The 18,071-nt window shown below is 74.0% G+C and carries 16 protein-coding genes; 7 read left to right on the top strand and 9 right to left on the bottom strand.

The features are described 5' to 3' along the window. The first annotated feature begins 361 nt into the window (after positions 1–361). Entirely contained in the window at positions 362–631 is a 270-nt protein-coding gene (locus ACFWUY_RS23715; RefSeq protein WP_384112248.1) for a hypothetical protein, read from the top strand. Here the strand turns inward: ACFWUY_RS23715 and ACFWUY_RS23710 are convergent. The 3 genes from ACFWUY_RS23710 to ACFWUY_RS23700 are packed head-to-tail and all read right to left on the bottom strand — an operon-like array spanning position 579 to position 6,895. Further along, positions 579–1,346, bottom strand: coding sequence for an SDR family NAD(P)-dependent oxidoreductase (locus ACFWUY_RS23710; RefSeq protein WP_384112245.1), 768 nt, complete (start codon positions 1,344–1,346; stop codon positions 579–581). The two genes, ACFWUY_RS23715 and ACFWUY_RS23710, sit on opposite strands and share 53 nt — an antisense overlap. A 32-nt stretch (positions 1,347–1,378) precedes the next feature. Continuing rightward, the gene (locus tag ACFWUY_RS23705) at positions 1,379–2,185 is read right to left on the bottom strand and encodes a DNA-formamidopyrimidine glycosylase family protein (RefSeq protein WP_384112242.1); all 807 of its coding nucleotides are present in this window, start codon (positions 2,183–2,185) and stop codon (positions 1,379–1,381) included. 60 nt (positions 2,186–2,245) lie between these two features. Continuing rightward, positions 2,246–6,895: a DEAD/DEAH box helicase gene (locus ACFWUY_RS23700; protein ID WP_384112239.1), complete on the bottom strand. Its 4,650-nt coding sequence runs from the start codon at positions 6,893–6,895 to the stop codon at positions 2,246–2,248. Between the two features lie 97 nt (positions 6,896–6,992). Between ACFWUY_RS23700 and ACFWUY_RS23695 the strand changes: the two genes are divergently transcribed. The 3 genes from ACFWUY_RS23695 to ACFWUY_RS23685 all read left to right on the top strand — a co-directional run bounded on the left by ACFWUY_RS23695 (position 6,993) and on the right by ACFWUY_RS23685 (position 8,982). After that, positions 6,993–7,811, top strand: coding sequence for an AraC family transcriptional regulator (locus ACFWUY_RS23695; RefSeq protein ID WP_384112236.1), 819 nt, complete (start codon positions 6,993–6,995; stop codon positions 7,809–7,811). Between the two features lie 125 nt (positions 7,812–7,936). Further along, positions 7,937–8,677 carry an AzlC family ABC transporter permease gene (locus ACFWUY_RS23690; RefSeq protein ID WP_384112233.1) on the top strand — a complete coding sequence of 247 codons (741 nt, stop codon included), beginning with the start codon at positions 7,937–7,939 and terminating at the stop codon, positions 8,675–8,677. Beyond that, on the top strand, positions 8,674–8,982 hold the full coding sequence (locus ACFWUY_RS23685; protein WP_384112230.1) for an AzlD domain-containing protein: 309 nt from the start codon (positions 8,674–8,676) through the stop codon (positions 8,980–8,982). Before ACFWUY_RS23690 ends, ACFWUY_RS23685 begins: the two co-directional genes overlap by 4 nt. A 43-nt stretch (positions 8,983–9,025) precedes the next feature. Here ACFWUY_RS23685 and ACFWUY_RS23680 read toward each other — a convergent pair whose 3' ends face one another. After that, positions 9,026–9,955: a hypothetical protein gene (locus ACFWUY_RS23680; RefSeq protein ID WP_384112226.1), complete on the bottom strand. Its 930-nt coding sequence runs from the start codon at positions 9,953–9,955 to the stop codon at positions 9,026–9,028. Positions 9,956–10,034: 79 nt separating this feature from the next. Between ACFWUY_RS23680 and ACFWUY_RS23675 the strand changes: the two genes are divergently transcribed. After that, on the top strand, positions 10,035–10,229 hold the full coding sequence (locus tag ACFWUY_RS23675; RefSeq protein ID WP_041662943.1) for a DUF3046 domain-containing protein: 195 nt from the start codon (positions 10,035–10,037) through the stop codon (positions 10,227–10,229). Positions 10,230–10,509: 280 nt separating this feature from the next. After that, a complete protein-coding gene (locus ACFWUY_RS23670) occupies positions 10,510–11,643 on the top strand; it encodes an AI-2E family transporter (RefSeq protein ID WP_384112273.1) in 1,134 nt (377 codons plus the stop codon). 33 nt (positions 11,644–11,676) lie between these two features. Here the strand turns inward: ACFWUY_RS23670 and ACFWUY_RS23665 are convergent, their stop codons facing one another. The 4 genes from ACFWUY_RS23665 to ACFWUY_RS23650 all read right to left on the bottom strand — a co-directional run bounded on the left by ACFWUY_RS23665 (position 11,677) and on the right by ACFWUY_RS23650 (position 15,869). Next, entirely contained in the window at positions 11,677–12,456 is a 780-nt protein-coding gene (locus ACFWUY_RS23665) for a cytochrome d ubiquinol oxidase subunit II (protein ID WP_384112217.1), read from the bottom strand. A 94-nt stretch (positions 12,457–12,550) separates the two neighbouring features. Continuing rightward, complete coding sequence (locus ACFWUY_RS23660) at positions 12,551–13,852, bottom strand: cytochrome ubiquinol oxidase subunit I (protein ID WP_384112214.1); 1,302 nt, start codon at positions 13,850–13,852, stop codon at positions 12,551–12,553. A 134-nt stretch (positions 13,853–13,986) separates the two neighbouring features. After that, entirely contained in the window at positions 13,987–14,655 is a 669-nt protein-coding gene (locus ACFWUY_RS23655) for a response regulator (RefSeq protein ID WP_384112211.1), read from the bottom strand. Next, entirely contained in the window at positions 14,652–15,869 is a 1,218-nt protein-coding gene (locus ACFWUY_RS23650) for a sensor histidine kinase (protein WP_384112208.1), read from the bottom strand. Before ACFWUY_RS23650 ends, ACFWUY_RS23655 begins: the two co-directional genes overlap by 4 nt. Positions 15,870–15,988: 119 nt before the next feature. Here ACFWUY_RS23650 and ACFWUY_RS23645 point away from each other — a divergent pair, with 119 nt between their 5' ends. Beyond that, a complete protein-coding gene (locus tag ACFWUY_RS23645; RefSeq protein ID WP_384112205.1) occupies positions 15,989–16,345 on the top strand; it encodes a hypothetical protein in 357 nt (118 codons plus the stop codon). A gap of 15 nt (positions 16,346–16,360) precedes the next feature. Here the strand turns inward: ACFWUY_RS23645 and ACFWUY_RS23640 are convergent, their stop codons facing one another. After that, positions 16,361–18,034 (bottom strand): IucA/IucC family protein, encoded by a 1,674-nt coding sequence (locus ACFWUY_RS23640; protein WP_384112200.1) that lies wholly within the window; start codon positions 18,032–18,034, stop codon positions 16,361–16,363. Positions 18,035–18,071: the final 37 nt, after the last annotated feature.

Here is an 18,071-nt window from a genome sequence, read left to right as displayed (position 1 = left end):
AGGGCGGAAGGATTCCGGAATCCAGGAGGTCTCAGGGTGTATTGCGGCAGGTCAGAGGCTAGTCCGGGACAACACGCGTGGATGTTCACCGCGGAAAGCGCGTAGGGGTGTGCCCGTGACGGTCCCGGTGGTGGTGAGGGCGGTCGCGGTGAGGGCGGCGTCGGCGGCCCGGGTCGCGGACGAGGCGGCGCGGGCCGCGGCGGAGCTGGGGTCCGTCGCGGACGAGGTGACGCCGGTCGTGGCGTCCGCGGTTCCTGTAGTGCCTGGTGAGGCGATACGTACGGTGTGCGCCGGGTCTGCCTCCGGTGCGCCCTCCCGCAGGGTGATCCTGCCGGTCTAGCGTCGACGGCAGGAGGCGGCCATGGTACGGCGACGGGTACCGCCGGCGACGCTCGCGCTCATCGCGATCGGGCTGGCGGCCGGGGGGCTCTGGTGGTGGGCGGTGCTGCGCCTGGTGCTGGTACCGGGGGAGACCGGGCCGGTCGAGGGCGCGGTCGCCGCCGGAGGCTGGGGGCTGAGCCTGCTGCCGGTGCACGTGGCCGCCTCTTCGGGGCGGCCGGGCCTGGTGGTCCGGCGCGTCACCAGGGCATCGCGACGCCGCCGTTGGGGCGCAGGATCTGGCCGGTCGTGAACGCCGAGGCGTCCGACGCGAGGTGCAGGACCGCGTGGGCGACGTCCCCGGCCTCCCCGACCCGCCCCAGCGGTGAGTGACGGATCATCGCCGCCTCCGCCTGCTGCTGGGCGGCCGGCTCGTGGCGGTCCGTCATGGGGGTGCGGATCCAGCCCGGGGCGACCGCGTTCACCCGGATGCCGTACCGGCCGGCCTCCGTCGCCAGGGTCTTCGTCAGTTGGACGACCGCCGCCTTCGTGACGCTGTAACAGAGCAGTCCGGGGCTCGCCGCGTCCATCGCGCCCGAGGCCATCGTCACGATGGAGCCGGGGACGCCGGCGGCGATCATCGAACGGGCCGCCTCCTGGCAGGCGTACAGGACACCCTTGAAGTTGACGGCGAGGACACGGTCGAAATCCTCGTCCCGTGTCTCCAGGACCGAACTCGTGTGCATCACCCCGGCGACCGCGGCCATCACGTGGAGGGGGCCCGCCGCGCGGACGGCGGAGGCGAGGGCGGTCCGGTCGGTGACGTCGAGGGTGTGCGCGTGTGCGGTGCCTCCCTCTCGGGTGATCAGGGCCGCGGTCTCCTCGACGCCGTGCCCGTCCCGGTCCGCGCAGTGCGTCGTGGCGCCGGCCTGGGCGAGGAGGACGGCCGTCGCGCGGCCGATACCGCCGGCGGCGCCGGTGACGAACGCGGTGCGGCCGGTGAGGTCGTACGCCGGGAGAGTCGGCATGACCGGACCGTACGACCGGATCTGATGGGTCGTCAATCAGTGGGAGTCGTCTTGTCGTCAGGGCCGCGCTGACAGCCGGGGCACCAGTAGGTGACCCGGTCGCCGAGCTCCGCCTTGCGGATCCGGGCGCCGCAGCGCAGACAGGGATGTCCCCCGCGGCCGTAGACGTGCAACGGTGTGCCGGGGCGGCGCGTGGTGGTCGTGCGCCGGTCGGGGCGGTCCTTGTTCGCCTCCAGGAGGCGGTGCGCGGTCACGACCAGGCGGGCCGGGACGCCGGGATCGAGGTCGCCGACCGGCAGCCAGGGGGTGACGCCGGCCAGGAAGGCCAGCTCCGACTTGTACACGTTGCCGATACCGGCCAGGTTCCGCTGGTCGAGCAGGGCCTCGCCGAGCGTCCTGGCCGGGTCGGCGGTGAGCCGGCGTACGGCCTCCTCCGGGTCCCAGTCCTGGCCGAGCAGGTCCGGGCCGAGATGACCCACCACGTCGGGCTCGTCTGCGGTGCGGATCAGCTCGAGGACCGGGAGGCGGTAGCCGTACGCGGTGGACTCCGCGTTTCCGAGGATCGCCCGGATCTGGTGCTCGGGGCCGCCGCGCGGACGCTCCCCGGTGGCGTACACCCGCCATGCGCCGTCCATCCGCAGGTGCGAGTGGAGGGTGAGGCCGCCCTCGATCCGGGCGAGGAGGTGCTTGCCGCGCGGGGTGACGTCGAGGAGTGTCCGGCCGGTGAGGTCGGCGGTGGCGAAACGGGGCACCCGGAGATCCGAGCGGGTCAGGATCCGCCCGGCGAGTGCGGTGTGCAGGCGGTGGGCGGCCTGCCAGATGGTGTCGCCTTCGGGCACGGGTCCATTCTGCCGGGTCCCGGCGGCGGGTGCGGGGCCGCGGCGGATGTCGGACAGGTCCTATGGGCGGAGGCGGAGGCCTCTGGGGGTGGCCAGGAAGCCCGCCGCTTCCAGGGGGCGGGCCAGGGGGGACGTCAGGGCTGTCGCGCCGTTGATCCGCTCCACCGTGACCGTGCCCAGGGTGCCCGCCCGGGCCGACCCGGCCAGGGCCTCGGCCGCCGCCGTCAGCGCGGGGTCGTCCGGCTCCGTCGGCCAGCAAAGGAGCGTCTTGCCGCCACGCTCCATGTACAGCGCGAGCTCGCCGTCGACCAGGACCACCAGCGCGCCCGCCTTGCGCCCCGGTTTGTGTCCGGCGTCCGTCGGCGGTTCGGGCCAGGACAGGGCCGCCCCGTACGCGTTCGCCGGGTCGGCCGCCGCGAGGACCAGCGCGCGGGGGCCGGTCGCCGCCTCCACGCCCCGGTCGCGGGCGGTCGCCGCGGCCCGCAGCCGGTCCACCGCGCCGTCCATCGCGAACTGGGCCGCGCCGAGGCCCTCCACGACATAGCCGCGGCGGGCCTGACCGCTGTCCTCGAAGGCGGCCAGGATCCGGTACGTGGCCGAGAAACCGCCCTCCACGCCCTCTGCGGCGACCGCGCCCCGGGTGACCACCCCGTGCCGGTCGAGGAGAGTACGGGCCAGGGCGTGCGCCCGGTGCGTCGGTTCCGGTTCGAGCGGGGGCAGCAGCGACCAGCGGCCGGAGACCGTGGGCGGGCCCGTGCGGGAGGCGGGGCGGGCGGCCGCCGTCAGCGTGCCGTACCGGCCGCGCGGGACCGTGCGCCGCGCGCGGTGGGCGGTCGATCCGGCCGTACGGCCCGAGCCGAGGAGCGAGCGCAGCGGCGCCAGGGTGTCGTTGGTGAGCCGGCCCGACCAGGCGAGCTCCCAGACGGCGTCGGCGAGCTGCGGGTCGGTCGCGTCCGGGTGGGTGGTGACCCGGATCTGATCGGCGATCTGGCGGAAGAACAGCCCGTACCCGCCGGAGAGGGCGGTGAGCACCGACTCGTGCAGTGCCGACAGCTCCAGCGGATGCGGTGGCGGGAGGAGCAGCGGCGCCGCGTCCGCGAGGTACAGGGAGATCCAGCCGTCCTTGCCGGGCAGTGAGCCCGCGCCCGCCCAGACCACCTCGCCGGTGGTCGTCAGCTCGTCGAGGAGCCCCGGGGCGTAGTCCCGGACCCGGGACGGCAGGATCAGCTTCTCCAGGGCCGAGGCGGGGACGGGCGCGCCCTGGAGCTGCTCGATCGCGCGGGCGAGGCCGTCGATCCCGCGCAGGCTGTTGCCTCCCAGGTGCTGCCACTGCGGCAGGAAGGTGGCGAGCGCCGCCGGGGGCACCGGCTCCAGCTCGTGGCGCAGGGCGGCGAGGGAGCGACGGCGCAGCCGGCGCAGGACGGTGGCGTCGCACCACTCCTGGCCGATGCCCGAGGGATGGAACTCGCCCTGGACGACCCGGCCGGAGGCGGCGAGCCGCTGGAGCGCGCCGTCGGTGACGGCCGTGCCCAGACCGAAGCGGGCGGCGGCCTGGGAGGAGGTGAACGGGCCGTGCGTGCGCGCGTACCGCGCGAGCAGGTCGCCCAGCGGGTCCTTGACCGGTTCGGTGAAGGCCTCCGGCACGCCGACCGGCAGGGCCGTGCCCAGGGCGTCCCTGAGCCGGCCCGCGTCCTCGACGGCCGCCCAGTGCTCCCGGCCGCCGATCCGCACCCGGATCGCGCGGCGCGCGGCCCCGAGCTCGGGCGCCCAGCCGGCCTCGGCGCCGCGCTCGGCCAGCTCGGCGTCGGTCAGCGGACCCAGGACCCGCAGCAGGTCGGCGACGCCCTCCACGTCCTTGATCCGCCGGTCCTCGGTCAGCCACTGGAGCTCCCGCTCCAGCTCCGTCAGGACGTCCGCGTCGAGCAGCTCGCGCAGCTCCGCCTGGCCGAGCAGCTCCGCGAGCAGCCGGGAGTCCAGGGAGAGCGCGGCCGCCCGCCGCTCGGCGAGCGGGGAGTCGCCCTCGTACAGGAACTGCGCGACGTAGCCGAAGAGCAGGGAGCGGGCGAAGGGGGACGGCTCGGTGGTGGTGACCTCGACCAGGCGGACCCGGCGGGACTCGATGTCCCCCATCAGCTCCGTCAGGCCGGGGAGGTCGAAGACGTCCTGGAGGCACTCGCGGACGGCTTCGAGGACGATCGGGAAGGAGCCGAACTCGCTCGCCACCTGGAGGAGCTGGGACGCGCGCTGCCGCTGCTGCCAGAGCGGGGTGCGCTTGCCGGGGTTCCGCTTGGGCAGCAGCAGGGCGCGTGCGGCGCACTCGCGGAAGCGGGAGGCGAACAGCGCCGAGCCGCCCACCTGGTCGGTGACGATCTGTCCGATCTCGCCCTTGTCGAAGAGGGCGTCGGCGGCGCCGACGGGAGCCTTGTCGGCGTCGTACGCGGTGTCGAGGTGTCGGCCGGGGACGACCGGTTCGTGGTCGAGGAGGTCGAGGCCCATGTCCAGGCCCATCAGGTCGGCGTCCGGGAGGCGCAGCACGATGCCGTCGTCCGCGTGCATCACCTGCGCGTCCATGCCGTACCGCTCGGAGAGTCGCGCGCCGAGCGCCAGCGCCCAGGGGGCGTGCACCTGCGCGCCGAACGGGGAGTGGATGACGACCCGCCAGTCCCCGAGCTCGTCCCGGAAGCGCTCGACCAGGATCGTCCGGTCGTCCGGCACGTGGCCGCAGGCCTCGCGCTGCTCCTTGAGGTACGCCAGGACGTTGTCCGCGGCCCAGGCGTCCAGGCCGGCGGCGAGCAGCCGCAGCCGTGCGTCGTCGTCGGCGAGGGCGCCGACCTCGCGGAGGAACGCGCCCACCGCACGCCCCAGTTCGAGCGGGCGGCCCAGCTGGTCGCCCTTCCAGAACGGCAGCCTGCCCGGCGCCCCGGGGGCGGGGGAGACGAGCACCCGGTCCCTGGTGATGTCCTCGATCCGCCAGGAGGTGGTGCCCAGCGTGAACACGTCGCCGACCCGCGACTCGTACACCATCTCCTCGTCGAGTTCTCCGACCCTGCCCCCGCCCTTCTTGGGGTCCGAGCCCACGAGGAACACGCCGAACAGACCCCGGTCGGGGATCGTGCCGCCCGAGGTGACCGCGAGCCGCTGCGCGCCCGGCCGTCCCGTGACCGTCCCGGCGACCCGGTCCCAGACCACGCGCGGGCGCAGTTCGGCGAAGGCGTCCGACGGGTAACGGCCCGCGAGCATGTCGAGCACCCCCGTGAACGCCGATTCGGGCAGCGAGGCGAAGGGCGCCGCCCGGCGCACCAGGGCGAGGAGGTCGTCCACCGGCCAGGTGTCGAGGGCGACCATGGCGACCAGCTGCTGCGCGAGGACGTCCAGCGGATTGGCGGGGATCCGCATCGACTCGATCGCCCCCGAACGCATCCGCTCGGTGACCACGGCCGCCTGCACCAGGTCGCCGCGGTACTTGGGGAAGACCACGCCCGTCGACACCGCGCCGACCTGGTGCCCGGCGCGGCCCACGCGCTGGAGCCCGGAGGCGACCGACGGCGGCGACTCGACCTGCACGACGAGGTCGACGGCGCCCATGTCGATGCCCAGCTCCAGGCTGGAGGTGGCCACCACGGCGGGCAGCCGGCCCGCTTTCAGGTCCTCCTCCACCTGGGCGCGCTGCTCCTTCGACACCGAGCCGTGGTGGGCGCGGGCGAGCAGTGCCGGGGCGCCCTGCGCCGCCCCCGACTGGGCCATGATCTCGGCCGGGGGAATGGTGTCGGGCAGGGGCTCGCCGGTCGCCCGCTCGTACGCGATCTCGTTGAGCCGGTTGCAGAGGCGCTCGGCGAGACGGCGGGAGTTGGCGAAGACGATCGTGGAGCGGTGGGCCTGGACGAGATCGGCGATCCGCTCCTCGACGTGCGGCCAGATCGACGGCTTGTCGCCGCCGTCCCTGCCCTCGGAGGCGGGGGAGCCGCCCAGCTCGCCCATGTCCTCGACGGGGACGACGACGGAGAGGTCGAACTCCTTCCCCGACGGCGGCTGGACGATCTCCACGGCGCGCCCCGGCGACAGATAGCGGGCCACCTCGTCCACCGGGCGGACCGTGGCCGACAGGCCGATCCGGCGCGCGGGACGGGGCAGCAGCTCGTCGAGCCGCTCCAGGGACAGGGCCAGGTGCGCGCCCCGCTTCGTGCCCGCGACCGCGTGGACCTCGTCCAGGATGACCGTCTCGACGCCCGCGAGGGCCTCGCGGGCGGCGGAGGTCAGCATCAGGAACAGCGACTCGGGCGTGGTGATCAGGATGTCCGGGGGCCGGGTCGCGAGCGACCGGCGCTCGGCGGGCGGGGTGTCACCGGACCGGATGCCGACCCGCACGTCCGGCTCGGGCAGCCCCAGCCGGATCGACTCCTGGCGGATACCGGTCAGCGGCGAGCGCAGGTTCCGCTCGACGTCCACGGCGAGCGCCTTCAGCGGTGACACGTACAGCACGCGGCAGCGCTTCCTCGGCTCGGCCGGCGGGGGCGCGGAGGCCAGCCGGTCCAGGGAGGCGAGGAAGGCGGCCAGCGTCTTGCCCGAGCCGGTCGGAGCCACGACGAGGACGTCGGAGCCCGCGCCGATGGCCTGCCAGGCGCCCTCCTGCGCGGCCGTGGGCGCGGTGAAGGCCCCGGTGAACCAACCACGGGTCGCGGGGGAGAACGAGTCGAGCGCGGACCTGACCATGCCCCCCATCGTGCACCCGGCCACTGACAACCGCCCGGACCTGGGGAGATCCGATCCGGCGGCGGCGCCGCCGGGAGCCCTGTCGCAGAATGGAGGCATGGCGAGCGGGGAGCGGGCACGGTACTGGCAGTACGCCGAGCTGCCCGGGGTCGACCTGCTGCACGCCCGCTACATCCGGAAGGCCTTCGCCCGGCACACTCACGAGACCTTCGTCTTCGCCGCGATCACCGAAGGCGTCGAGGCCTTCCACTACCGCGACGAACTCGTCCACGCGGCCCCCGGGCAGATCGCCCTGGTCAACCCCGACACCCCGCACACCGGCCACGCGGGCGTGCCCGAGGGCTGGACGTACCGGACGATCTACCCCGACGCGGAGATCGTCCGGTCCATCGCCGCCGACACCCTCGCCCTGCGCGGCTCGGTCGGTTTCACCACGCCCGTCGTCGACGACCCGTACGCCGCCCGGCTCGTCGTCGGCGTCCACCGGGCCGCCGAGGAGGGCAACGCGCTCGCGGCCGACAGCCTGCTCCGGCTGGTCACGGCCCGCATGCTGCGCAGCCACGGCGGGATCGTCACCCCGCTCCCGGCCCGCTCGGCGGGCGCCCGGAACGCGGCACGCGCGCGTGCCGTCCTGGAGGACCGCATGGTCGAGCCGCCGACCCTGGAGCGGCTCGCCGGCGACCTCGGCACCAGCCCCTTCGCCCTGCTCCGGGCTTTCAGGAACGCGTACGGGATGCCCCCGCACACCTGGCTCACCGACGCGCGCGTACGGCGGGCCAAGCAGCTCCTCGACGCCGGCACGCCCCCGGCGGACGCGGCCGCCGCCGTCGGCTTCACCGACCAGTCGCACCTCAACCGGCACTTCACCCGCAGCGTCGGGGTGCCGCCGGGGGCGTACCAGCGCGCGCGGCGATAGGGAACGGTGGGGCAGGAACGCAGACGCGGGAACGGCGGCGCAGGGTGGCGGTGCGGGAACGGCGGCGCAAGGTGGCGCAAGAACGTACAAGACCGGGCCGCCGGCGCCGTCGTAACGTCCCTGACGTGGCAGAACAGACAGCAACCCCCGTCATACGCGACGGCACACCGGCCAAACCCGACGCGGCCGTCGTCCGCGACGCCCTCGGTGTCGGCGTGGCCGTCGGCCTCTCCGGCTTCGCCTTCGGCGTGACCTCGGCGGGCTCAGGGCTCAGCGTCCTCCAGACCTGCGTGCTCAGCCTGCTCGTCTTCACCGGCGCCTCACAGTTCGCGCTGGTCGGAGCGCTCGCCGCGGGCGGCAACCCGTTCACGGCGGCGGCCGGCGCCTTCTTCCTCGGCACCCGCAACGCCTTCTACGGTCTGCGGCTCTCCCAGCTCCTCGCCGTACCGAAGGCCGTCCGGCCGTTCGCCGCCCACTGGGTGATCGACGAGACCACGGCGGTCGCCCTCGCCCAGCCGTCCCGCCGGGCCGCCCGCGTCGGCTTCACCGTCACCGGACTCACGCTGTACGTCCTGTGGAACGCGACCACACTGCTCGGGGCGCTCGGCGCCGAGGCGATCGGCGACACCGCGGCCTGGGGGCTCGACGCGGCCGGTCCCGCCGTCTTCCTGGCCCTGCTCGCCCCCATGCTGAAGTCGGCGACCGAACGGGCCACCGCCGGGATCGCCGTCCTGCTCGGCCTCGGGCTGCTGCCCGTGCTGCCGGCGGGGGTCCCGGTCCTCGCGGCGGCCCTCGCCGCGCCCGTGGTGCTCTGGCTCCGGGGCCGCCGCGCGGCCCCGGCCGGACGAGAGGAGGACTCCCGATGAACGTCTGGATCGCGATCGGCCTGACCGCCGCCGGATGCTACCTCGTCAAACTGATCGGCCTGCTCGTACCCGCCGGAGCCCTTGAGCGGCCGCTCGTCCAGCGGCTCGCCGCCCTGCTTCCCGTGGCGCTGCTCGCCGCGCTCACCGCCCAGCAGACGTTCGGCGCGGGCAGCACCGTCGTCCTGGACGCCCGTGCCGCCGGACTCGCGGCGGCGGCCGTCGCGCTCGTCCTGCGGGCACCGTTCCTGGTCGTCGTGGGCGCCGCCGTCGCCGTCACGGCGGGAGTACGGGCCCTCGGCTGGTGACGGCCGCCCGCCGGGCCCCCGTCGTGGGCAGGAGGCCCGGCGTTCAGCCGACGGGGCGGCCGTGGGCGCGCAGGGTGCGCAGGGCCTCGACGGTGACGATCGGCCGCCACTCCAGGGCCGAGCCGGGGGCCCAGGCGCGCCAGCGGATCGGCCAGCCGCCGTCCTCCTCCTGGTCGGCCGCGAGCCGGTCGAGGGAACGGGCCATCTCCTCCGCCGTGAACCAGCGAGCGGCCAGCGAGTCCGGTACGCGCGCGTAGTCGTGCGGGAAGTGGAACTCGCCGGGCGCGTAGCCGTCGGCCAGGGGGTAGTCCTCCTGCCGGTCCGGGTCGAGGACGGCGAGCCGCTGTTCACGGACCAGGCGCCCGAGGCGGTCGGCGGCCGCCTCCGCCCGCGAGCGGTCGGGGGCCCCGTCCAGGAAGGCAACGGCGGCCTGGATCTCGTACGGATGGGACTTCTCCAGCGACTCCACCGCCGACCAGCAGAACTCGGTGGCCCGGAACAGCCACGCGTGCCACACCTGGTTGCGGTGCAGCAGCCCGACCACCGGGCCGGTCGTGAGCAGCGCGCTCGGCGGGGAGTCGACGACCGGGACGAACGGGGCGGACGGGTACGCGCGCTGGGACGGGTGGATCGCCGGGAGCGCTCCGTCATGCGTGGACACCTCGGTGAGGTACCGGCAGATCCGTTCCACGCGCAGCCCGCCGCAGCGGCCGATGGAATCCAGGACCCGCAGCGCGTGCGCGGTGTGCAGGGGCTGGCTGACCGGGCCGCGCAGATCGGGTTCGAGCGCGTGGCCGTAGCCGCCGTCCTCGTCGAGGTACGCCGCGAGGGCCGTTTCCACCTGATCCGCGCCACCGCGCAGGAAGTGGTAGGCGAACCTGCGCTGTTCGAGGACACGGGCCGTCAGCCAGACGAAACGCTCGGCTCGGGCCAGGGGGGTCGGGGGCGGGGAGGAGAGGGGTTTTTCGGCCATGCTCCGACGGTAGGGCGGAAAGACGCGGTGACAAGACCTTCGGAGCGGGCTGCACTCTTGGGAGCGGGATACTGGGGTCATGCGGTTGACGATTTTCTGGGAGCGGATGGCGGACCACTTCGGTGCGTCCTATGCCGAGTCCTTCGCGCGGGACCATGTGATGGCGGAGCTCGGGGGCCGGACGGTACGCGAGGCGCTGGACGCCGGCTGGGAGGCGAAGGACGTGTGGCGGGCCGTCTGCGCGGCCGTCGACGTACCCGCCGACAAGCGGTGACCGGCCGGCGCGGGGCGGAGTGACCGGAGGGGATGTGCGGGGTCCCGGGTGGAATGTCCGTGCGGTGCGCGAGACTGGCGGGGTGGCCCCGACTGACGACACCGAGACGACCGAGACAACGGACACGACCGAGACCTCGGCGACGACCGCCGCGACCGCATCGCGCGCTTCCGCCGCCGCGACCGCGCCGGCCGCTTCCACGGCCCCGGCCGGCGGAGGTGACGGCGATGGCGACGGCCCGGCGCCCGTACCCGCCGCCGAGGCCGCCCCGGACGCCAGGATGCCGCGCTGGCTGCCCCGCGCGCTGGTCCTCGCCCTCGCGCTCTACGCCTGTTTCCTGCTCGGCAGCTGGGCCTTCCACCAGCTCGTCGGCCTTCTCGTCAACATCCTGCTCGCCTTCTTCCTCGCCCTCGCCATCGAACCGGCGGTCGGCCGGATGGCGGCGCGCGGGATGCGCCGCGGCCTCGCCACCTTCCTCGTCTTCATCGCCGTCCTGATCTTCGGCGTCGGCTTCGTCGTGCTCCTGGGTTCGATGCTCGCCGGCCAGATCGTGGACATGGTCGAGAACTTCCCCCAGTACCTCGACTCGGTGATCAAGTGGATCAACCAGACCTTCCACACGGACCTGTCGCGGGTCGAGGTCCAGGACAGCCTCCTGAGCTCCGACTGGCTGCAGAAGTACGTGCAGAACAGCGCGTCCGGTGTGCTCGACGTCTCCGCCACCGTCCTCGGCGGCCTCTTCCGGCTCCTGACGATCTTCCTGTTCTCGTTCTACTTCGCCGCCGACGGGCCCCGGCTCCGGCGCGCGCTCTGCTCCGTCCTGCCGCCCGCCCGGCAGGCCGAGGTGCTGCGGGCCTGGGAGATCGCGGTCGACAAGACCGGCGGCTACCTCTACTCGCGCGGTCTCATGGCTCTCATCTCGGGTCTCGCGCACTTCGTGCTCCTCGAGATCCTGGACGTGCCGTACGCGCCCGCGCTCGCGGTGTGGGTCGGTCTGGTCTCGCAGTTCATCCCGACCATCGGCACCTATCTGGCCGGCGCGCTGCCGATGCTGATCGCCTTCACCGTCAACCCCTGGTACGCGCTGTGGGTGCTCTGCTTCGTCGTGGTCTACCAGCAGTTCGAGAACTACGTGCTCCAGCCGAAGGTCACCTCCAAGACCGTGGACATCCACCCGGCGGTCGCCTTCGGCTCGGTCATCGCGGGGACGGCGCTGCTCGGTGCCGTCGGCGCGCTGATCGCCATCCCGGCCGTCGCCACCCTTCAGGCCTTCCTCGGCGCCTACGTGAAGCGGTACGACGTGACGGACGACCCGCGCGTCCACGGCCACCGCAGATACGGCGAGGCGGTCGTGGCCCGGTTGCAGAAGGCCCTGCACCACAAGAAGGAGACCGGCGCGCCCGAGGATTCCTGAGCCCGCGGCCCAGAGGATTCCCGGGTCCCCGGCTCAGAGGTACGAGGGCCGGGTGACGCGGTGCCGGAAGGCGTGCCAGGTCCACGCCTGCACGGCCACGAGCAGCGGGGTGACGCACAGCAGGGCGGGTACGAGCAGACCGAGCGTGGAAGGGACGGCCGCCCGTTCGGCGAGCGGAAGCGCGGTCCCCGCCCAGAGCGGCAGCCCGCCCATCAGGACCGCGGTGAGCGCGAAGGACTGCCAGGGACGCCCGGAGTGTCCGACGAGTCGGCGGGCACGCTCGTACGGCGGTCCCGTGAGCCGGAGCGCGGCGAAACCCAGCCCGTGCGCGGCGAACAGGGCGGCCACGGCGAGCGCGGTGAGGACGCCCGTGGGGCCGGTCGCCGGCGCGTACGGCCGCCCGGTGAGGAGGGCCGCGAGCAGCCATCCCCAGGAGAGCGCGACGGTCCAGCTCCCGCAGGCCACGGCCCCGTCACAGGCCGCGCGCCAGCGCGGACCCGGGCCGCGGCCACGTGACCAGAGTCCCGCGTCCCGGACGATCCAGCCGGTCAGCAGGGCCACGAGGACGGGGAACTGGCCGCTCAGCAGGTCTCCTTCGAGGGCCGGGAAGCAGCCGACGAGGACGCCGACGGTGGCGACGAGCCAGACCTCGTTGCCCAGGAAGAAGGGCGCGAACGAGGCGAGGACGAGCCTCCGCTCGCGGTCGCTCCGGCCGAGCCAGGGGGTGAGCATGCCGGTGCCGATGTCCGCGCCGGCGAGGACGAACCAGCCCGCCGCGAAGAAGGCGAGCAGGGCGATGGCCAGAATCTCCACGGGGGCTCCTCGGGCTTCCTCGGGCGGGGTGCGAGCGGTGTGGGTGGGTGCGGGCGGTGCGGGCGTGGCAGGGGGCACGGGGGCGTGCGGGGGTTCAGTAGCGGGGTGCGGGGAGCGCGGCGGCCGGGTCGGGCGCGCCGCCCTCCTCCCCCTCGGCGGGGCGTTCGTCGTGGCCGAGGCCCGACTCGACGGGCCCCCGGCGGGCGTGCCGGGCGAGGAGCCAGGCGTTGAGGAGGGCGAGCAGGACGAAGACCGTGGTGAAGACGGTGAGGGAGAGGCGCATGGTGCCGACGGAGAGGTCCGAGACGGCGTCCTCCGTCTTCAGGAGCCCGTACACCACCCAGGGCTGCCGCCCCGATTCGCGGAAGACCCAGCCGCTGATCATCGCGAGGTACGGCAACGGCACGGCCGCCATCAGGACGAGATGCCAGAGCCGGAACCGGAAGACGACCTTCCTGAAGGAGGCGAGGATCACCCCGGCGAAGCACAGGTACATCATCAGGGCGAAGCTGATGAGCATCAGCAGCGCGCCGCCCCGGGTCCACGCCTCCGAAGGCACGTAGTCACCAGGGCCGAAGCGCTCCGTCAGCTCCGCCTGGACCCGCGCGATCTCGGCGGCCTTCCCGCTGAAAACGGCCGACTTCATCGGCTGGAAGGCGTCCAGGACGGCGAACTGCACTCCGCCGAAGACGGCGGTCACCATCAGCGCGGGCGCCGAGAGGAACACCCCGATCCGCAGGCTCCGGCCGAAGAACTCCCACTCGGGACCGCGCCGGAAGAGGTGGTACGCGCTCACCCCGGCCATGAAGAAGCCCGCCGTGAGCAGCGCCCCCGCCAGGACGTGCCCGAAGGCGAGCAGCGCGGAGGGGTTCGTCAGCACCGCGACCGGGTCGTCGAGGACCAGCTCGCCGTGCTCGGAGCCGTACCCCACGGGGTGGTTGAGGAAGCCGTTGGAGACGAGGATCCAGTACGCCGACAGGTAGGCGGTCAGGACGACGATCCAGATCGCGGCCAGATGGGCCCAGCGGTTGAGCCGGTTCCAGCCGAAGATCCACAGGCCGAGGAAGGTCGACTCGACGAAGAACGCCACGATCGTCTCGACGGCGAGCGAGGCACCGAGGACGTTCCCCGCCTCGTGGGTGAGTCCGCTCCAGGCCATGCCGAACTGGAACTCCATCACGAGACCCGTGACGATCCCGACCGCGTAGTTGATCACGTACAGCTGGCCCCAGAAACGCACCATGCGCGCGTCCAGCGGCTTCCGGCCGAACGTGGCCTTCGTCTGGAGCACGGCGACGACCGTCGCAAGGCCCAGCGTCAGGGCGACGAAGAGGAAGTGGCCGCCCGCCGTGAGGGCGAACTGCAGCCGCGCGAGATCGAGTACGTCCTGGTTCACCCGTTCAGCGTCGGCGTACGGTCAGCGGTCCGGCGTCATCCCCCGGTGGACACCCGACGTACCCCACCGGTCGCGCGGGTCCACGCGCGCGTACCCCAGGAGTTGTCCCCGCCGGGTCCCGCCCCTCAGGGGGGTCAGGCCAGCCAGCCCGGCGTGATCATCCCGGACTCGTACGCCAGGATCACCAGCTGCGCCCGGTCCCGTACCGCCAGCTTGGTCATGATCCGGCTGACATGGGTCTTCGCGGTCGCGGGCGAGAGCACGAGGCGGCCGGCGATCTCGTCGTTGGAGAGCCCGGCCCCCACCAGGCCGAAGACCTCGCGCTCCCGTTCGGTGAGGACGTTCAGCCGGGGGCTCGGATCCGGCTGCCGCCCCGCCCGGCCGGCGAACTCGGCGATCAGCCGGCGCGTCACGGCCGGGGCGATCAGGGCGTCACCGCGCGCCACGACCCGCAGCGCGTGCAGCAGTTCCATCGGCTCGGTGTCCTTCAGGAGGAAGCCCGACGCGCCCGCGCGCAGCGCCCCGTACACATGGTCGTCCGCGTCGAAGGTGGTCAGGATGACCACCCGTACCCCTTCGAGCCGCTCGTCGGCGGTGATGCGGCGGGTGGCTTCGAGGCCGTCGAGCACCGGCATGCGGATGTCCATCAGGACCACGTCCGGGCGTAGTTCGCGGGCGAGTCCGATCGCCCGCTCCCCGTCCCCGGCCTCCCCGACGACCTCGATGTCCTCCTCGTCGGAGAGGATCGACCGGAAGCCGGCCCGGACCAGGGTCTGGTCGTCGGCGAGCACGACACGGATCATCGGGAGTCCCCCTCGGACACGGTGGGTACGGAGAGCGGCAGCCGGGCGTCCACCAGGAAACCGCCGCCCTCCACATTCTCGGCGGTCAGCTCGCCGCCGAACGCGCGGGCCCGCTCGGCCATGCCCCGGATGCCGCTGCCCGGCGGCCGCCCCTCCGGCGCGCCCCCGCCGTCGTCCTCGATCCGCAGCCGTACCGCGTCCGCTCCCCAGTCGAGGGTGATGCGGACGGTCCTCGCGCCCGCGTGGCGGGTCACGTTCGTCAGCGACTCCTGCACGATCCGGTACGCGGCGAGGTCGACGGGAGGCGGCAGGGGCACGGGCGTGCCCGTGGTCTCCGTACGGACGTCGACACCGGCACTCCGGGCACGCCCGGCGAGGTCGCCGAGGAGCGCGAGGCCGGAGGAGGGGGCGGTCGGCGTGGGCTCGTCGGCGCGGCGCAGCACCCCGAGGGTCGCCCGCAGCTCGCGCAGCGCGTCCTTGCTGGTGGCCTTCACCGCCTCCAGGGTCTCGGTGGCGGTGGCGAGCCCGGCCTCGGGGGCGGGCCCCTTGCCGAGCCGGTGCAGCGCCGCACCGGACTGGACGTTGATCAGCGAGATGCTGTGACCGAGCACGTCGTGCACCTCGCGGGCGATCCGCAGCCGCTCCTCGGTGGCGCTCTGCCGGGCGCGGGCCTCCTGCTCCCGCTCGGCGGCGAGAGCCCGCTGCTCCACCTCGTGCAGATAGGCGATCCGGGTGCGCTGGGCCCGGCCCACCGCGACCAGGCTGATCAGCCAGCCCGCCAGCATCGCGAGCGAGGTGTCGTCGATCTGCCGGTGTCCCGGCTGCTGCCGGATCTCACCGAGCCCCACCGCGAGCAGGGTGACGGCGGCGAGCGCGACGGCGGCGGCGAACCGGCCCTCGGCCGCGGTCGTGTACAGCGCGAGCGCGAACGCGATCATGAGCGGGCCGTCCTGGGCGGACAGCGGGTAGTAGACGACACAGGCGAGCAGCGTGACGACGGCGACCGCGACCGGCTGCCGCCGCCGGAAGTACAGGGCCCCGCACCCGACCAGGACGAGCGCCCAGCCGAGCACCGTACGGACCACCGGCTCGCTCGCGTACCGCGCCGAGACGAGCGTCCACACGGCGACGACGGCCAGGACGGCACCCGCCACCAGGGCGTCGGCGGCCCGTGGCGAAAGACGTCCGCCGGGGGAACGGAGGGGGAGGGACATGCGTCGAAGGATAGGCGGAGGGCTGCAGCGGGGCGGTGCGCGCGGGAGGCTTCCCCGGCCGCGCGGGAGGCTTCCCCCGGGCGGGGGCGCGGGACAGGGACGGGCTCAGGGGGGCTTCGATGATGTTCGGGACATCGGACGAATGGTGGGTGCTGTTCCTCTTCCCCGCGGTGCTGTGGGTGCCGTGCGGGCCCTTTCTCATGGGGGCCATGGGGGTGTGGTGCGCCCGGCGGCCGGGCCGGTGGCCCCGGTGGTGGTCCGTGCTCCTGCCGCTCGTTCCGGTCGTGGCCTCCTCGATCGTCGTGATCATGCCCCTGGAGTCCTGGGACCGGCCCGGCAAAGTCGACGACGTCGTGGGCCATGTCCTCGTGTACGTCCTCGGCCTCACGGTGCTGCCCTGGCTGCTGGGGTACGGCGGTACGCGCGCGGTACGGGCCGTACGCGCGCGTCGTACCCGGCCTCGTACGGAACCCTAGGTCCGGGGCCCGGACCTATGGGAGGCGCTGGGCCCGGGCGTCCGTGAGGGGGTTGGGTACGGGGAGGTAGTGCGGGGCCGTCGCCTCCGCGCCGACCCAGCGGGAGAGCAGGTTGGCCTTGCCGGGGAGCGTGGGGGAGTCGAGCAGGCCCTTGACGTCGGGGAACGCCGGCAGCCTGCCGCTCCGCTCGAACTCGGCGCGGGCCAGGGCCCACAGGGCGGGCCCGGCGCTCCGGAAGCGGTGGGTGAGGGCGCCGGCGATCTCGGAGAGGTTGTTGACGACGAGGCAGTAGACGAGCCTCCGCCAGGCCTCCGCCCGGGGCATCCGGGGGACCGTCCTGGCGCCCTCCGCGTCGCGGAAGACGGACTGGACGGGGGTGCCCCGCCCGTCCACCGCGACCAGCGTGTTCTGCAGGTGGCACTCCACGACGACGCCGAAGCGGGCGAACGCCTCCAGGACGGGCGCCACGACACACCGCAGATAGGCCGACCACCAGGGCAGGGGATCGTCGATCCGGTCGAGGGGGTTGCCGTGGAAGCCCTCGGCGAGCGCGGCGGCGAGGACGGCGGTCGTACCGGGGGCCAGATGCCGGTCGAGGCCGTCGCGGACGACGACGGCACAGGTCTCGAAGAGGCCGTCCACCGTGCGGTAGCCGTGGTCGCTGAGCCAGGCCGCGGGGCCGTCCATCGCCGTGAAGGCGGCGGTGACGAGCGGATCGGTGCGGCGCACGTGGAGCAGTTCGTGCCGTCGCATCCGGCGGATGTCGTTGGTGATCCGGACGTCGAGGCTGAACTTCAGGAACAGGTCCCCGCCGTCCCGGGAGCCGTCCCCCGGGACGTGCAGCGTGCGCACCGAAGCCGTCGGCCGTGCGGGCCGGGGCGTGACGCCCAGGTGGACGAGGCGGCCCTCGGCGAAGGCGGCACGCACGCGCGTGGCCCGGTCGGACAGGGCGAGCTGCCAGGGGTGGGCGGGAAGCAGACGGTAGCCGGGCGGGGCCTCGCCGAGGGCGTCGAGGGCCCGGGTGTCGCCGTCCTCGACGACCGCGTCCTCGCGTACGCCGAGCAGGACGAGCGGGAACTGGGCGTACGCCTCGGGGGCGTAGCGCAGCCAGGCGGCAGGGGGACCGCCGCTGGTACGGGCCTTGGGGGCCGGGTGGCAGGGGTGGCCCATGACCAGTGCCTGTTCGGAGCGCAGCCAGGGGTCCTCGGGCGGTGCCGTGCGGGCGCGTGCGGCGAGCACGGCCCGCACGGCGGTACGGCTCGCGGCCATCTCGGCGGCCAGGGCGGGGTTGGTCCGCCCGGTGGAGGCGTGCATCTCGCGGACGGCGAGGTCGACGAGCCCGGCGTGGCGCAGAGGCCGCCAGGCGCGCCCCGTCCACAGTTCGGCGTCGGAGGAGCGGTGGCCGGGGCGGACGCGCAGGAGCCGGCCGCTGACGCGCAGGCGGTGGACGGCGTACGCGGGGGCGTGGTCGGGGGCGTGGTCCTCGGACCGGCCGGTGGCCTGCTGCGCGGTCGGGTCCACAGCCCGGTCCTCGACCGGATCCATCGTCCGGTCCGCTCCTGCCGCCGCGGTCGTCGGGCCCGCTGTCGCCGGGTCCACCGCAGGATCCGCCGCCTCGCGGAGCAGGCAGTTCAGCAGGGGCGTCACCGCCAGCGCGTCGGCGGTCCGCGTGAGTCTGTTCATCGACATCAGTATGTGTGGATTGCGTTCGAATGCGATAGAACAT

This window comes from Streptomyces sp. NPDC058664, assembly GCF_042716635.1.
Classification (GTDB): Bacteria; Actinomycetota; Actinomycetes; order Streptomycetales; family Streptomycetaceae; genus Streptomyces.
The sequence above is the reverse complement of the archived record's forward strand: the minus strand, read 5'-3'. Positions and strand labels throughout refer to the sequence as shown.

What these genes read in the sequence shown, in the direction of transcription:
- ACFWUY_RS23645 (WP_384112205.1), top strand. Translation starts at nt 15,989, where the DNA reads ATGATGTTCGGGACATCGGACGAATGGTGGGTGCTGTTCCTCTTCCCC.
- ACFWUY_RS23685 (WP_384112230.1), top strand. Translation starts at nt 8,674, where the DNA reads ATGAACGTCTGGATCGCGATCGGCCTGACCGCCGCCGGATGCTACCTC.
- ACFWUY_RS23650 (WP_384112208.1), bottom strand. Translation starts at nt 15,869, where the DNA reads ATGTCCCTCCCCCTCCGTTCCCCCGGCGGACGTCTTTCGCCACGGGCC.
- ACFWUY_RS23670 (WP_384112273.1), top strand. Translation starts at nt 10,510, where the DNA reads ATGCCGCGCTGGCTGCCCCGCGCGCTGGTCCTCGCCCTCGCGCTCTAC.
- ACFWUY_RS23695 (WP_384112236.1), top strand. Translation starts at nt 6,993, where the DNA reads ATGGCGAGCGGGGAGCGGGCACGGTACTGGCAGTACGCCGAGCTGCCC.
- ACFWUY_RS23715 (WP_384112248.1), top strand. Translation starts at nt 362, where the DNA reads ATGGTACGGCGACGGGTACCGCCGGCGACGCTCGCGCTCATCGCGATC.
- ACFWUY_RS23700 (WP_384112239.1), bottom strand. Translation starts at nt 6,895, where the DNA reads ATGGTCAGGTCCGCGCTCGACTCGTTCTCCCCCGCGACCCGTGGTTGG.
- ACFWUY_RS23680 (WP_384112226.1), bottom strand. Translation starts at nt 9,955, where the DNA reads ATGGCCGAAAAACCCCTCTCCTCCCCGCCCCCGACCCCCCTGGCCCGA.
- ACFWUY_RS23655 (WP_384112211.1), bottom strand. Translation starts at nt 14,655, where the DNA reads ATGATCCGTGTCGTGCTCGCCGACGACCAGACCCTGGTCCGGGCCGGC.
- ACFWUY_RS23640 (WP_384112200.1), bottom strand. Translation starts at nt 18,034, where the DNA reads ATGTCGATGAACAGACTCACGCGGACCGCCGACGCGCTGGCGGTGACG.
- ACFWUY_RS23710 (WP_384112245.1), bottom strand. Translation starts at nt 1,346, where the DNA reads ATGCCGACTCTCCCGGCGTACGACCTCACCGGCCGCACCGCGTTCGTC.
- ACFWUY_RS23675 (WP_041662943.1), top strand. Translation starts at nt 10,035, where the DNA reads ATGCGGTTGACGATTTTCTGGGAGCGGATGGCGGACCACTTCGGTGCG.